The organism is Sodalis sp. RH20 (assembly GCF_047324205.1).
Classification (GTDB): Bacteria; Pseudomonadota; Gammaproteobacteria; order Enterobacterales; family Enterobacteriaceae; genus Acerihabitans.
The window spans coordinates 3,516,069-3,529,511 of sequence record NZ_CP178733.1 but is presented as its reverse complement, the minus strand read 5'-3'; the positions used below and the strand labels follow the sequence as shown (position 1 = coordinate 3,529,511).

The 13,443-nt window shown below is 55.3% G+C and carries 14 protein-coding genes and 1 other annotated feature; of the genes, 10 read left to right on the top strand and 4 right to left on the bottom strand.

Going from position 1 to position 13,443, the window contains the following annotated elements:
- The first annotated feature begins 80 nt into the window (after window positions 1-80).
- The 3 genes from yqaB to luxS all read left to right on the top strand — a co-directional run bounded on the left by yqaB (window position 81) and on the right by luxS (window position 3,184).
- Complete coding sequence (gene yqaB, locus ACL2XM_RS16310; protein WP_410016316.1) at window positions 81-647, top strand: fructose-1-phosphate/6-phosphogluconate phosphatase; 567 nt, start codon at window positions 81-83, stop codon at window positions 645-647.
- Window positions 648-946: 299 nt separating this feature from the next.
- Window positions 947-2,509: a glutamate--cysteine ligase gene (gshA, locus tag ACL2XM_RS16305; protein ID WP_413722186.1), complete on the top strand. Its 1,563-nt coding sequence runs from the start codon at window positions 947-949 to the stop codon at window positions 2,507-2,509.
- A gap of 159 nt (window positions 2,510-2,668) precedes the next feature.
- On the top strand, window positions 2,669-3,184 hold the full coding sequence (gene luxS, locus ACL2XM_RS16300) for an S-ribosylhomocysteine lyase (RefSeq protein WP_410016314.1): 516 nt from the start codon (window positions 2,669-2,671) through the stop codon (window positions 3,182-3,184).
- Window positions 3,185-3,278: 94 nt separating this feature from the next.
- Here the strand turns inward: luxS and ACL2XM_RS16295 are convergent, their stop codons facing one another.
- Both ACL2XM_RS16295 and ACL2XM_RS16290 read right to left on the bottom strand, forming a co-directional pair.
- Entirely contained in the window at window positions 3,279-4,568 is a 1,290-nt protein-coding gene (locus ACL2XM_RS16295) for an HlyC/CorC family transporter (protein ID WP_410016313.1), read from the bottom strand.
- Window positions 4,569-4,639: 71 nt separating this feature from the next.
- Entirely contained in the window at window positions 4,640-5,431 is a 792-nt protein-coding gene (locus ACL2XM_RS16290) for an inner membrane protein YpjD (protein WP_410016312.1), read from the bottom strand.
- Between the two features lie 166 nt (window positions 5,432-5,597).
- Between ACL2XM_RS16290 and ffh the strand changes: the two genes are divergently transcribed.
- From ffh to tyrA, 7 genes are all read left to right on the top strand, one after another.
- Window positions 5,598-6,959, top strand: a complete 1,362-nt coding sequence (ffh, locus tag ACL2XM_RS16285) for a signal recognition particle protein (protein WP_410016311.1) — start codon at window positions 5,598-5,600, stop codon at window positions 6,957-6,959.
- Window positions 6,960-7,083: 124 nt separating this feature from the next.
- Window positions 7,084-7,332 carry a 30S ribosomal protein S16 gene (gene rpsP / locus ACL2XM_RS16280; protein ID WP_162363866.1) on the top strand — a complete coding sequence of 83 codons (249 nt, stop codon included), beginning with the start codon at window positions 7,084-7,086 and terminating at the stop codon, window positions 7,330-7,332.
- 18 nt (window positions 7,333-7,350) lie between these two features.
- Window positions 7,351-7,899 carry a ribosome maturation factor RimM gene (gene rimM / locus ACL2XM_RS16275; protein ID WP_410016310.1) on the top strand — a complete coding sequence of 183 codons (549 nt, stop codon included), beginning with the start codon at window positions 7,351-7,353 and terminating at the stop codon, window positions 7,897-7,899.
- Window positions 7,900-7,939: 40 nt separating this feature from the next.
- A complete protein-coding gene (gene trmD / locus ACL2XM_RS16270) occupies window positions 7,940-8,692 on the top strand; it encodes a tRNA (guanosine(37)-N1)-methyltransferase TrmD (protein ID WP_410016309.1) in 753 nt (250 codons plus the stop codon).
- Window positions 8,693-8,758: 66 nt separating this feature from the next.
- A complete protein-coding gene (gene rplS, locus ACL2XM_RS16265; RefSeq protein WP_331123114.1) occupies window positions 8,759-9,109 on the top strand; it encodes a 50S ribosomal protein L19 in 351 nt (116 codons plus the stop codon).
- A 690-nt stretch (window positions 9,110-9,799) separates the two neighbouring features.
- The gene (locus ACL2XM_RS16260; RefSeq protein WP_410016308.1) at window positions 9,800-10,876 is read left to right on the top strand and encodes a 3-deoxy-7-phosphoheptulonate synthase; all 1,077 of its coding nucleotides are present in this window, start codon (window positions 9,800-9,802) and stop codon (window positions 10,874-10,876) included.
- A gap of 6 nt (window positions 10,877-10,882) precedes the next feature.
- Window positions 10,883-12,004, top strand: a complete 1,122-nt coding sequence (gene tyrA / locus ACL2XM_RS16255; protein ID WP_410016307.1) for a bifunctional chorismate mutase/prephenate dehydrogenase — start codon at window positions 10,883-10,885, stop codon at window positions 12,002-12,004.
- A gap of 67 nt (window positions 12,005-12,071) precedes the next feature.
- Here tyrA and pheA read toward each other — a convergent pair whose 3' ends face one another.
- Both pheA and ACL2XM_RS16245 read right to left on the bottom strand, forming a co-directional pair.
- On the bottom strand, window positions 12,072-13,229 hold the full coding sequence (pheA, locus tag ACL2XM_RS16250) for a bifunctional chorismate mutase/prephenate dehydratase (protein ID WP_410016306.1): 1,158 nt from the start codon (window positions 13,227-13,229) through the stop codon (window positions 12,072-12,074).
- A gap of 25 nt (window positions 13,230-13,254) precedes the next feature.
- Window positions 13,255-13,380 (bottom strand) — a sequence feature (Phe leader region).
- Complete coding sequence (locus ACL2XM_RS16245) at window positions 13,332-13,379, bottom strand: hypothetical protein (protein WP_218586196.1); 48 nt, start codon at window positions 13,377-13,379, stop codon at window positions 13,332-13,334. (Overlaps the previous feature by 48 nt.)
- Window positions 13,381-13,443: the final 63 nt, after the last annotated feature.

The window sequence follows — 13,443 nt, the reverse complement described above, 5'->3', positions numbered from 1 at the left end:
CTCGCCGCAATACAGAAAAAGCGACAATTTTATGACTTTGCGTTACAGTAAAGGCTTATTTTTAGCATCAGGAAACGACGATGTACGATCGGTACGCAGGGTTGATCTTCGATATGGACGGCACGTTGCTCGATACTGAGCCGACCCATCATAAAGCCTGGCACCAGGTGCTTGGTAAACACGATATGCATTATGATGGTGCAGCCATGGCCGGCTTAAATGGATCGCCAACCTGGCGTATTGCCAAAACCATTATCGACAACCATGGATCCAGTATGGATCCTTACCTGCTGGCGCTTGAAAAAACCGCGGCGGTGGAATTGATGCTGCTGGACAATGTCCGGCCGTTGCCGTTAATCGAGGTGGTGAAAGCCTACCATGGCAAGCGTCCCATGGCGGTGGGCACGGGCAGCGAGCATCGCATGGCCGTGTCGCTGCTGGAACACCTCGGGCTATTACACTATTTCGACGCCATCGTCGGTGCCGATGATGTGACCCGGCATAAACCCTTTCCTGATACTTTTTTGCGTTGCGCCGAGCTGATGGGCGTGGCGCCAGGAAAATGCGTCGTCTTCGAAGACGCCGATTTTGGCATTCAGGCTGCCCGCGCGGCCGGCATGGCATTTGTCGATGTGCGGATGCCATAAAAAAACCTTGACGCCATGGTGGCCGGCTTGCCATTGTCATCGCCTGGCGTGCGGCGCCGGCATAAACCATGCTGCTGCCTTCTTATCGCCGCCGCCGTGGCGGCTTGGCGTCCGGTTAAGCGCAAAGCCCGTAATGATCTCTTTATAGTTGGGAAAAGCATTACATTAGGACCTATCAATCCGGTTAACATTTCCGGGACTCACCTGATGATGAATGCGTAAATGATAACGATAGATAGCGATAAACGAGCAGATTCAATTATGCTTACCCAATACAAAATTAACTGCGGGAGGTCAATTTGATCCCGGACGTATCTGAAGCACTTTCATGGCTGGAAGCCAATCCTCATGCGTTGGAGGGGATTCGCCGGGGTGTGGAGCGCGAAACCTTGCGCATCACCGCCAATGGCCGTTTGGCGCAAACCCCGCATCCGGAATCACTGGGCGCGGCGTTGACGCATAAATGGATTACGACGGATTTTGCCGAAGCATTGCTCGAATTTATCACGCCGGTGGACGAAGATATCGATCACCTGCTGGCCTTCTTGCGCGACATCCATCGTCATGTGGCGCGCAATCTTGGCGAAGAACGCATGTGGCCGATGAGCATGCCGTGTTTTATCGATCATAGCCAGCCGATCGAACTGGCTCAATACGGCTCGTCCAATATCGGGTGTTTCAAGACCCTGTACCGCGAAGGCCTGAAGAACCGTTATGGCGCGCTGATGCAGATCATCTCCGGGGTACATTATAATTTTTCGCTCCCCCTGGCGTTCTGGCAGGCACGGCTGGGCGTCACGGATGAGCTCAGCGGCAAAGCGGCGATTTCCGACGGGTATCTACGCCTTATCCGCAATTATTATCGCTTCGGCTGGATAATACCCTATCTGTTCGGGGCGTCGCCGGCGGTCTGTTCTTCATTCCTTGACGGCCGCGAAACCGATTTGCCGTTTGAACGCTCGACATCCGGCATGATTTACCTGCCGTTCGCAACGTCGCTGCGACTGAGCGATCTGGGTTATACCAATAAGTCCCAAAGCCAGCTGGGGATTACCTTCAACCGGATTGACGAGTATATCGCCGCCCTGAAGCGGGCCATTAAGACGCCCTCGGCCGATTACCAGCGTATCGGGTTGGAAAAGAACGGCAAGCGGCTGCAAATCAACACCAACGTACTGCAGATCGAAAACGAACTCTATGCGCCGGTACGCCCCAAGCGTGTGACCCAAAAAGGCGAATCACCTTCCGACGCGTTAGAGCGCGGAGGCATCGAATATATCGAAGTGCGGTCGCTTGATATCAATCCCTTCTCGCCGATCGGCATTGACGAACAACAGGCGCGCTTTCTGGATCTTTTCCTGATTTGGTGTACGCTGGCTGAGGCCCCGGAAATGAGCGCGGAGGAGGTGCTGTGCACCCGCACCAACTGGAATAAAGTCATTCTGGAAGGACGCAAACCCGGCCTGACCCTGGGGGTAGACTGTGGTTCACAGCAGGAGCCGCTGGCCGAGATCGGCAAGGCGCTGTTCCGTGATTTGCGCCGTGTGGCGGTCATTCTTGATGGCAATAACCATAATTATCACTACCGCCAGGCCTGCGATAACCTGGTGGCCGGCTTTGACGATCCGGCCCTGACCTTCTCGGCGCGCATTCTTGAGGCGATGAAGGAACATGGCATTGGCGGCCTGGGCTTGATTCTGGCGAATAATTATCGTCAGACCCTGTGCGATGAGCCGTTGGAAATACTGAATGAAGAGCTGTTGGCAAAGGAGCAGGCGCGTTCCTGGCAACGGCAGCGCGAGATTGAAGCGGGTGATAGCGTAAGTTTTGAGCAGTTTGTTGCGCAGCATAACGCCGGCTGAAAAAGAAAAGGCCACAGAGGACTGTGGCCAAATAAACATCTCTGAATACAGGGATGATGATAACAAATGCGCGTCTTTCACTAATTCAGACTCGCGCCAAGGAAAAAAGTTTCCTTACAATGGTAAAAAAAATTAATTTTTTCTAAGAGGAGGTGACGTATGCCACTACTGGATAGCTTTACCGTAGACCACACCCGCATGGCAGCCCCAGCGGTTCGTGTTGCGAAGACCATGAAAACTCCCCATGGCGATACCATCACCGTCTTTGATTTGCGTTTTTGCCGGCCTAACCTGGAAGTGATGCCTGAGCGCGGCATTCACACCCTGGAACATTTATTCGCCGGTTTTATGCGTAATCACCTGAATGGCGACGGTGTGGAAATCGTCGATATTTCCCCCATGGGCTGCCGTACCGGCTTTTATATGAGCCTTATCGGCGCGCCGGATGAAGTGCGTGTCGCCAACGCGTGGAAAGCCGCCATGGCCGATGTGCTGAAAGTCACCGACCAGAACAAAATCCCCGAGTTGAATGAATATCAATGCGGCACCTATCATATGCATTCCCTACCGGAAGCGCAGGAGATTGCCCAGCATATTCTGGACAACGATATCCGGGTGAACCATAACGAGGAACTGGCGCTGCCGAAAGAAAAGCTGGCAGAGCTGCATATCTAAACCCGAGCAGTGCCCGCGGGTGTGATGGGCAAGACAGCTACGCTTCACCCTCCTTGCCCATGATACCCGCCCCCGGCCTGTGGGCCGGTTTAAGCTAGGCTTCGTCCACGCCCTTTTTAAAGGCCTTCAGCGGCGTAATGCGCACCTGCTTGATCATATTGTCCTGCACCGCCATGATTTCAATCTTGTAGCTATCTATCTGGGTATGCGTGCCCACCGGCGGGATATCCTGCAGCGCTTCGAGCAGCATGCCGTTAACCGTACGCGCCTCGGCTTCCGGCAGCGTCCAGTTAAAGGCTTTATTCAGTTCGCGGATATTGGCGCCGCCGTCGATCAAGACCGACCCGTCGCTTTGCGGTATCACTTCCTCCGCCAGGGTGGGGGACATGGACGTGGTAAAGTCGCCGACAATCTCCTCCAGTATGTCCTCGACCGTCACCAGTCCCTGGATATCCCCGTATTCATCGACGATAAGACCGACCTTTTCCTTGTTCCGCTGGAATTTCACCAACTGGATATTCAGCGGCGTGCCCTCGGGAATGTAGTAGATCTCATCGGCGGCGCGCAGCAGGTTTTCCTTGGTGAATTCCTGCTTCTCCGTCATCAGGCGGTAGGCTTCGCGCACCCGCAGCATGCCGATGGCATCGTCGAGATTATCGCGGTACAGCACGATGCGTCCGTGGGGCGAGTGGGTCAGCTGGCGGATGATATTGCGCCATTCATCGTTGACGTTGATACCGACAATTTCATTGCGCGGCACCATAATGTCGCCGACGCTCACCTTTTCCAAATCCAGTACCGAGAGCAGCATGTCCTGGTTGCGCCGCGAAATCAGCGAGCGGGACTCATTGAAGATGGATCGCAGTTCATCCTTGCTCAGGGCGTCGTTCAGATTAGACGGGACTTTAATGCCCATGATGCGCATCAGGAGGCGGGTAATGATATTCAGCAGCCAGACCAGCGGCATCATGATTTTTTGCAGCGGCGCCAGCAGCAGGCTGCTGGGCAGGGCAATATGCTCTGGGTACAGCGCCGCCACCGTTTTTGGCAGCACTTCGGCGAACAGCAGGATGACAAAAGTCAGGATGCCGGTGGCGATCGCCACGCCGATATCGCCGTACAGGCGCATGCCGACGATGGTGGCCAGCGCCGAGGCCAGGATATTCACCAGGTTATTGCCAATCAATACCAGGCTCAACAGTCGGTCGGTACGGCGCAGTAACTTCTCGACGCGCCGGGCGGCGCGGTTGCCCTGTTTGGCCAGGTGTCGCAGGCGGTAACGGTTGAGCGTCATCATGCCGGTTTCAGAGGCCGAAAAATAGGCGGACACCAGTACCATAATCACCAGGATAATTATCAGCGTACTGGTTGAAACATGTTCCAACGTGGGCATTCCTTGTAGGGGTGAATAAAGCGGTTAACGACCAGCCGTAACGGGTGGTCGTTGACTTCTCGCTAGCCGGCCAGAATATTCTGCCAAATGCGGCTGCCGAAATAGGCCAGGGTCAGCAACAGCACGCCGACCAAACTCAGCCATACCACGCGGCGCCCGCGCCAGCCTTTACGATAATGGCCCCACAATAAAACAATATAGACCAACCAGGCGACGAAGGAGAGCACTGCTTTATGCAGATTCTCACCGCTGAACATATTTTGCATATACAGCAGGCCGGTGCTCAGGGTCAGCGTAAGCAGCACCACCCCGACCTGGGTAATATGGAACATCTTGCGCTCAATGCCCATCAGCGGCGGCATATCGGCGCTGAATGTCAGCCGTTTTGTCTTGAGCAGATGATCCAGCCAGGCCAGTTGGAAGGCGTATAAAGCGGCGATGATCAGCACCGCATAAGAAAACAGCGCCAGGCCGATATGGATCAGCAGCCCCGGGGTGGCCTCGAGGTGGGTGATAAATTCGCCGGGCATCAGGGTGGAGGCGGCCAAATGAATCATGGCGAAAATATACACCACCGGCAGCAGAAACCAGCCGCGGTTACGCGCGGCGACGATGGTCATGACAATGGCTATCAGCAGGCTCACCAGGGAGCCGATATTCAGCAGGCTCAGGTTCTGGCCGGCATGAACGCCGAATATACGCAAATACAACGTGCAGGCGTGGCAAATCAGCGCCACCGCGGCGGACAGCAGCGCCAGGCGGCGATAGGCGTCGTTCCTGCGCAAAACGGTGGGCAGGATCAGGCCGAGACTTACGGCGTAGGCAACAAAAGCCAGTAGGGCAATCCAGGACATATCGCAAATAGGCTTTGGCAAGGAATAAAGAGGCGACCAGTATAGCCTCAGCGGCGTCCCGCACCAAACGTTCTCGTCGCGGGGCAGCGATCTGCCGCTGCTTCGTGTTATACTTGCCGGCAATAATGTCGCACAAGCGGCCGGACTCCAGGTTGAGTAAAGAACGATGTTTGAAAATTTATCCGACAGATTATCGCGCTCGTTGCGCAATATCAGCGGCCGGGGCCGCCTGACAGAAGAGAACATTAAAGACACCCTGCGCGAGGTGCGCCTGGCGCTGCTCGAAGCCGACGTGGCTCTGCCCGTGGTGCGTGATTTTATCAATCGGGTAAAAGAGCGCGCGGTCGGGCAGGAAGTCAATAAAAGCCTGACGCCGGGCCAGGAATTCGTCAAAATCGTGCGTACCGAGCTGGTCAGCGCGATGGGCGAGGAAAACAGCGAACTCAACCTGGCGGCTCAACCGCCGGCGGTGGTGCTGATGGCGGGCCTGCAAGGGGCCGGTAAAACCACAAGCGTCGCCAAGCTTGGCAAATACCTGCGCGAAAAGCATAAGAAAAAAGTGCTGGTGGTGTCCGCCGACGTTTATCGGCCGGCGGCCATCAAACAGCTGGAAACCCTGGCTGAGACGGTGGGCGTGGATTTTTTCCCGTCCGATGCCGGCCAACGGCCCATTGATATCGTCAAGCAGGCGTTGCAGCAGGCAAAGCTGAAATTCTACGACGTGTTGCTGGTGGATACCGCCGGCCGTTTGCACGTCGATGAAGCCATGATGGACGAGATCAAGCAGATCCACGCGGCCGTGGTGCCGGTGGAGACGCTGTTCGTCGTCGACGCCATGACCGGCCAGGACGCCGCCAATACCGCCAAGGCGTTTAACGAGGCGCTGCCCCTCACCGGCGTGATTCTGACCAAGGTCGACGGCGACGCGCGCGGCGGGGCGGCGTTGTCCATTCGCCATATCACCGGCAAACCGATTAAATTCATGGGCGTGGGGGAAAAAACCGACGCCCTGGAGCCATTCTACCCGGAACGCATCGCCGGACGGATCCTGGGCATGGGCGACGTACTGTCGTTAATCGAGGATATCGAAAGCAAGGTCGACCGCGTCCAGGCTGAAAAGCTGGCTAATAAGCTGAAAAAGGGCGATGGTTTCGATTTAACCGATTTTCTCGACCAGCTTAAGCAAATGCGTAGTATGGGCGGCATGGCCAGCATGATGAGCAAGCTGCCCGGCGCCGGCCAACTGCCGGCCAATGTTAAATCGCAAATGGACGACAGCGTCCTGGTGCGCATGGAGGCTATCATCAATTCCATGACGTTCAAGGAGCGCGCGCAGCCTGAGATTATCAAAGGGTCGCGTAAACGCCGTATCGCCACCGGCTGTGGTTTGCAGGTGCAGGACGTAAACCGTATGCTCAAGCAGTTCGACGATATGCAGCGTATGATGAAAAAGATGAAGAAGGGCGGAATGGCGAAAATGCTGCGCGGCATGAAAGGCATGATGCCGCCCGGATTCACCGGGCGTTAACTATCGATTGCTTTTTGCCCCAAAACGCGTAGAATTTCGGAGCTTTTTATACTACTGCTTTAAATGGCAACTGGGCCCCGTTCCTCGATGGGGCCCGGTTGTTTTATTAACTAAAGAGGATGTTATGGTAACAATTCGTTTGGCACGTGGCGGCGCAAAAAAACGCCCGTTTTATCAAATCGTCGTGACTGACAGCCGCAATGCGCGTGATGGTCGCTTTATTGAACGTATTGGCTTCTACAACCCGATCGCTTCCGGTCAGGCTGAAGGCCTGCGTTTAGACCTGGATCGCATCGAGCATTGGGTCGGCCAGGGCGCCACCGTTTCAGAACGCGTTTCTGGTCTTATCAAAGACGCGAAGAAAGCGGCTTAAAGGATCTCGGTGGCGGCTATGAGCAAACAAATCCGTACCGCAATTCCCACCAACCCCATTATCGTGGGCAAAATGGGATCGACGTATGGCATTCGCGGTTGGCTCAGAGTGTTTTCTTCCACTGAAGAATCCGAAAGCATTTTTGATTACCAGCCCTGGTTTATCAAACGGGCGGGTGAGTGGCAGTGTATCGAGCTGGAAGGCTGGAAGCGCCACAGTCAGGATTTGATCATCAAGGTCAAAGGCATGGAAGACCGGGAAGCGGCGTCTCTGCTGACGAACTGTGAAATCGTCGTGGATTCAACGCAGCTGCCGGCTCTGGACGCGGGTGATTATTACTGGAAAGACCTTACGGGTTGCCGGGTAGTAACCACTGCGGGCTACGAGCTGGGCGGCGTCATTGATATGATGGAAACCGGCTCTAACGATGTCATGGTGGTAAAAGCCAACCTGAAAGATGCCTTCGGTATCCAGGAGCGGTTGATTCCGTTCCTCGACGGACAGGTTATCAAAAAGGTGGATCTCGGCGCTCATGTGATTGAGGTCGATTGGGATCCAAGTTTTTGAGCCCCGGTGGTAAAACAGTGATAATGGGTGGAACGGCGTTATGTGGATTGGTGTTATCAGCCTGTTTCCCGAAATGTTTCGCGCCATCACTGATTACGGGGTAACTGGCCGGGCAGTGAAAAACGGCCTGCTGAGTATGCAGTGCTGGAGTCCGCGTGATTTCACGCACGACAGGCATCGTACCGTGGACGAACGCCCGTATGGCGGCGGACCGGGCATGCTGATGATGGTGCAGCCCTTGCGGGACGCGATTCACGAGGCAAAAAAACAAGCAGGCGCCGGGGCGAAGGTTATTTATCTTTCCCCGCAGGGACGTAAGCTCGATCAGCAAGGTGTGAGCGAGCTGGCCGCCAACCCGAAGATGATTCTGGTGTGCGGCCGTTATGAAGGTATAGACGAGCGGCTGATAGCCACCGAAATTGATGAAGAATGGTCAATCGGTGATTATGTGCTCAGCGGCGGTGAATTGGCGGCCATGGCGCTGATTGATTCCGTCTCCCGGTTTATTCCGGGGGTATTGGGTCATGAGGCCTCGGCGGCGGAGGACTCCTTCGCCGAGGGCTTGCTGGACTGTCCGCACTATACCCGTCCCGAAGAGTTGGCAGGCATGGAGGTTCCGCCGGTGTTACTGTCGGGCAACCATGCGCAGATACGCCGCTGGCGTTTGAAACAGTCACTGGGCCGTACCTGGCTTAGAAGACCTGAACTTCTGGAAAGCCTAGCTCTGACTGACGAGCAAGCAAAGTTGCTGGCTGAGTTCCAACGGGAATATCAGCCCGAGCGACAAAACTAATAGGGGTATGCCAGCCTTGTTGCTGACAGCCCGAACACTCAGTTTACCTAGGGTAAGAGACCTATTATGAGCAACATTATTAAACAGATTGAAGAAGAACAGATGAAGCAGGACGTACCTGCATTCCGTCCGGGTGATTCCGTGGAAGTGAAGGTATGGGTTGTTGAAGGCAGCAAAAAACGTCTGCAGGCATTCGAGGGCGTGGTTATCGCTATTCGTAACCGCGGTCTGCATTCTGCATTCACTGTTCGCAAAATTTCCAATGGCGAAGGTGTTGAGCGTGTGTTCCAGACTCATTCACCGGTTATCGACAGCATCACGGTTAAACGCCGTGGCGCCGTGCGTCAGGCCAAACTGTATTACCTGCGTGAACGTACTGGTAAGTCTGCGCGTATCAAAGAACGTCTTAACGCCTAGTACGCTTTCGCAACATCCGAAAGCATTTAGTTATCAAAGGCCGGCCGGTAGGCCGGCCTTTTTTCTCTTTTTTACCTTACCCTGCAAAAAATTTCTGTATTGGTTCATTACGTGATCCAGCGACCTGTAATCCTCGTCTGCGCTGTTTTCACTGTCCCGCGCTAAGGCCTCTCAGGCAATCGACAGGGTCGATTTGCGCGCTGCCGGACCCTCACCCCGCCATATCGTTAGCGCACGATAGACATTCCTTCGGCGCTATCGGGAATACTCCTGTTTTGCAGCGGATGGCGAAAGCTGATTAAAGGGAGTGGCCGAAGGTGATCACCGATTCCGATCTGACTTTGCGGCGTGCGCGGCGGCACGTTGTTCAATGGGTTTATCGTAAATATATATTTACAGTAAAATGATTTTAGCCTGAAGTTTACGTCCACATACAGGATGGGTAAAATCACTCTATGCGGTAAATTTGTTATAATATATTGTAAATAAAGGTTTTTTGTTTGATGGAGTAGGGCGGTGTTCGCGCGGTATCGCCCCGTTTACGCGGATGCTAAAAAGGAATACGATTGGTACCATAATATTTACACATATGGATTGAAAACTTTACGGAGCATGGTATGGTATAGCCCATACGCAGCGGGAATACGCTTTTGCGACCCGCGGCAATAACCTCTGGTCAGGACTTCTCTCATGCAAAAAGACGCGCTCAATAATGTTCATATCCTTGATGAACAAGTGATGATAACGCCGGAAGAACTAAAACGGCAGTTCCCTTTAACCGATGCCGAGCAGCAGGCTATCGCCGCGGCGCGGCAAACCATTGCCGATATTATCCACGGCCGCGATCCCCGGCTGCTGGTGGTATGCGGCCCCTGTTCCATCCATGACCTGGATTCGGCGCTGGACTATGCCCGGCGGCTGACGGAACTGTCGGCGGAGCTGAGCGATCAGCTGTATATCGTTATGCGCGTCTATTTTGAAAAACCCCGCACCACCGTGGGCTGGAAGGGCCTGATTAACGACCCGTACATGGACAACTCCTTCGACGTGGAGGCCGGCCTGAAAATTGCCCGCGGCCTGCTGCTGGATTTGGTGCGCATGGGCCTGCCGCTGGCCACCGAGGCGCTGGATCCGAACAGCCCGCAGTATCTTGGCGATCTGTTCAGCTGGTCCGCCATCGGCGCGCGCACCACCGAGTCCCAGACCCATCGTGAAATGGCCTCCGGCCTGTCGATGCCGGTCGGTTTCAAAAACGGCACCGACGGCAGCCTGGCGACCGCCATCAATGCCATGCGCGCCGCCGCCATGCCGCACCGCTTTGTGGGCATCAACCAGGCGGGGCAGGTAGCGCTACTGCAAACCCGCGGTAATCCTGACGGGCACGTCATTTTACGCGGCGGCAAGCAGCCCAATTACCATGCCGCCGACATTGCCGACTGTGAACAGCAGATGGCCAAGGCCGGTCTTAACGCGGCGCTGATGATTGATTGCAGCCATGGCAATTCCAATAAAGATTATCGTCGCCAGGGCGAGGTGGCGCAATCGGCGCTGGCGCAAATCAAGGCGGGAAACCGTTCCATTATCGGCCTGATGCTGGAAAGCCATATACACGAAGGCAACCAGTCCTCCGAGCAGCCCCGAGCCGCTATGCGCTATGGCGTATCGGTAACGGACGCCTGTATCAATTGGCAAAGTACCGATACACTGTTACGACAACTGCACAATGAACTGCGCGGCGTCCTGGCGGGACGGCTGGCGGGAGAATAAGAGCGTATGGTAGCGGAGCTTAACGCGTTACGGGATCAGATTGATGAAGTGGATAAGTCCTTATTAGCTTTGCTGGCCCGGCGGCTGCAGTTGGTGGCCGAGGTGGGCGAGGTGAAAAGCCGTTACGGTCTGCCGATTTATGCCCCCGATCGCGAGGCGGCCATGCTGGCGTCGCGCCGGCAAGAGGCGGCGGCGCAGGGTGTGCCACCTGATTTGATCGAGGATGTGCTAAGACGCGTGATGCGCGAATCCTATTCCAGCGAAAACGATAAGGGTTTCAAATCGCTTTGTCCGCAGCTGCGACCGGTGGTGATTGTCGGCGGCGGCGGCCAGATGGGCGGGCTGTTTAAAAAAATGCTGCAGCTCTCCGGTTACCAGGTCAGGATACTGGAACAGGATGACTGGGCGCGGGCATCGGAACTGTTGGCGGACGCGGGCATGGTGATCGTCAGTGTGCCAATCCACCTGACGGTCGAGGTCATTGAGCGCCTGCCGCCGTTGCCGGAGGACTGTATCCTGCTGGATCTGGCGTCGATAAAAAACGCACCGCTACAAGCGATGCTGGCCGCCCATAACGGGCCGGTTTTGGGACTGCATCCGATGTTCGGTCCCGACAGCGGCAGCCTGGCCAAGCAGGTGGTAGTCTATTGCGATGGCCGGCAGCCTGAGGCCTATCAATGGCTGCTGGAACAAATCCAGGTATGGGGCGCCCGGCTGCACCGCACCAGCGCCGTGGAGCACGACCAGAATATGGCGTTTATCCAGGCGCTGCGCCATTTCGCCACCTTTGCTTATGGCATGCACCTGGCGGAAGAGAATGTCGAGCTGGAACAGCTGCTGGCCTTGTCGTCGCCGATATACCGCCTGGAGCTTGCGATGATCGGACGCTTATTTGCCCAGGATCCGCAATTGTATGCGGACATTATTATGTCCTCGGAAAGTAACCTGGCGCTGATTAAGCGTTATTACCAGCGCTTCGGCGAGGCCATTTCCTTGCTGGAGCAAGGGGATAAACAGGCGTTTATCGCCCGCTTTAAAAAGATAGAGCATTGGTTCGGCCGCTACGCCCAAAGCTTTCTGGAGGAAAGTCGCTTGCTGCTGCGCCAGGCCAATGATATCCGCAAATAGTCAGGTTCAACCAACGCAGGGCCATTTGATATGGCCCGTTTCATGTCAGCGCCAGTGAGCGCGCGATTTATTGTGGATCGACCGGCACCACGTTTTCCGACGGGTAGCAACCCAGCACTTTCAGCGACCGGGTGATGGCCTGTAGCCCGATCAACGCCTTTTGCATCGCCGCGCCGCGTAAATTAGCCTGTACGTCGATATAAAACATCTCTTCGCGCGGATTGCCGTGAATGGGCCGCGACTCCAGCCGCGTCATCACAATACCCTGATCGCGCAGCACCAGCAGCGCCTCCACCAGCGCGCCGGACTGCTGGCCGGTGGCCATAATCAGGGTGGTCTTGGCCGGTACCTGCTCGGACACGTCAATGGCCTTGCGCGCCAGCACAATAAAGCGGGTGAAATTTTGCTGTTGATTGGCCAGATTGTGTTCCAGCACCTGCAGGCCGTACAACGCGCCGCCAGGGCCGCTGCCGAGCGCCGCCGCATGCGGGGAGCGCAGCGCCGCCACTTTTTCCATGGCGGCGGCGGTGCTTTCGCAATACTCAATCTTCCACTGCGGATAGCGGCTGATAAACTGGCTGCACTGCTGGAACGGCTGCGGATGGCTATACACCACCTCTATTTGGTCGAGACTGCTCTCGCCGGTGACCAGCATACAGTGATCGATGGGATTGGTCAGTTCCCCCACCAAGGAGAGATGGGTATGTTGCAGCAGGTCGTAGACGTCGTTAATGGATCCTGAGCTGCTGTTTTCAATGGGCAGCACGCCATAATCGGCCTGGCCGGTCTCCACCATCTGGATGATGTCGGGAAACTTCTGGCAACCGCATTCCACCACCTGATCAAAATAGCGTGCGCCGTATTGCCGCGCGGCCAGATGTGAATAAGAGCCTTTCGGCCCCAAAAAAGCGACGCGTGCCGAGCGCTCCAGGGTTTGGTTCAGGTTGGATTGCAACAGTGCCTGCTGGGTCAGCACGGAATCTTCGATAATCAGCTGAAACAGCCGCGTAATATAAAATCCGTCGAGATTGAGTTTTTTGCCTTCCGTGACCAGGTGTTCCAGCAGCATCCGTTCACGTTCCTTATCGCGGATGGGACGGTGGGTGGTTAATTTGCTGCGCGCCACGTCGAGCGCCAGCCCGCGTCTTTCCGCCAGCAGTGATAACAGCTTTAAATCCAGTGCGCTGATGCGTTCGCGCAGTGCCAATAATGGGTTGTCGCTCATGTTGTTAGCTACCTTTCAATCGGTCATAAAAAAAGCCTCCTGTTTTCAGGAGGCTTTTTTGTTCGTCTTCGTATTCTTTCTCATAGGACGACGGCCTCCCGTTCAGGGGAAGATAAAAAAGAAGGCGAAGAAAAACGGTGTGGTATGCATGGTATCGACTTTGTAGTTATCCGGAGGCTTACAGTAACCGCTGGCTTTTCATTCTGTCAATATA

What these genes read in the sequence shown, in the direction of transcription:
- tyrA (WP_410016307.1), top strand. Translation starts at nt 10,883, where the DNA reads ATGGTAGCGGAGCTTAACGCGTTACGGGATCAGATTGATGAAGTGGAT.
- yqaB (WP_410016316.1), top strand. Translation starts at nt 81, where the DNA reads ATGTACGATCGGTACGCAGGGTTGATCTTCGATATGGACGGCACGTTG.
- pheA (WP_410016306.1), bottom strand. Translation starts at nt 13,229, where the DNA reads ATGAGCGACAACCCATTATTGGCACTGCGCGAACGCATCAGCGCACTG.
- ffh (WP_410016311.1), top strand. Translation starts at nt 5,598, where the DNA reads ATGTTTGAAAATTTATCCGACAGATTATCGCGCTCGTTGCGCAATATC.
- luxS (WP_410016314.1), top strand. Translation starts at nt 2,669, where the DNA reads ATGCCACTACTGGATAGCTTTACCGTAGACCACACCCGCATGGCAGCC.
- ACL2XM_RS16260 (WP_410016308.1), top strand. Translation starts at nt 9,800, where the DNA reads ATGCAAAAAGACGCGCTCAATAATGTTCATATCCTTGATGAACAAGTG.
- rimM (WP_410016310.1), top strand. Translation starts at nt 7,351, where the DNA reads ATGAGCAAACAAATCCGTACCGCAATTCCCACCAACCCCATTATCGTG.
- ACL2XM_RS16290 (WP_410016312.1), bottom strand. Translation starts at nt 5,431, where the DNA reads ATGTCCTGGATTGCCCTACTGGCTTTTGTTGCCTACGCCGTAAGTCTC.
- rpsP (WP_162363866.1), top strand. Translation starts at nt 7,084, where the DNA reads ATGGTAACAATTCGTTTGGCACGTGGCGGCGCAAAAAAACGCCCGTTT.
- trmD (WP_410016309.1), top strand. Translation starts at nt 7,940, where the DNA reads ATGTGGATTGGTGTTATCAGCCTGTTTCCCGAAATGTTTCGCGCCATC.
- rplS (WP_331123114.1), top strand. Translation starts at nt 8,759, where the DNA reads ATGAGCAACATTATTAAACAGATTGAAGAAGAACAGATGAAGCAGGAC.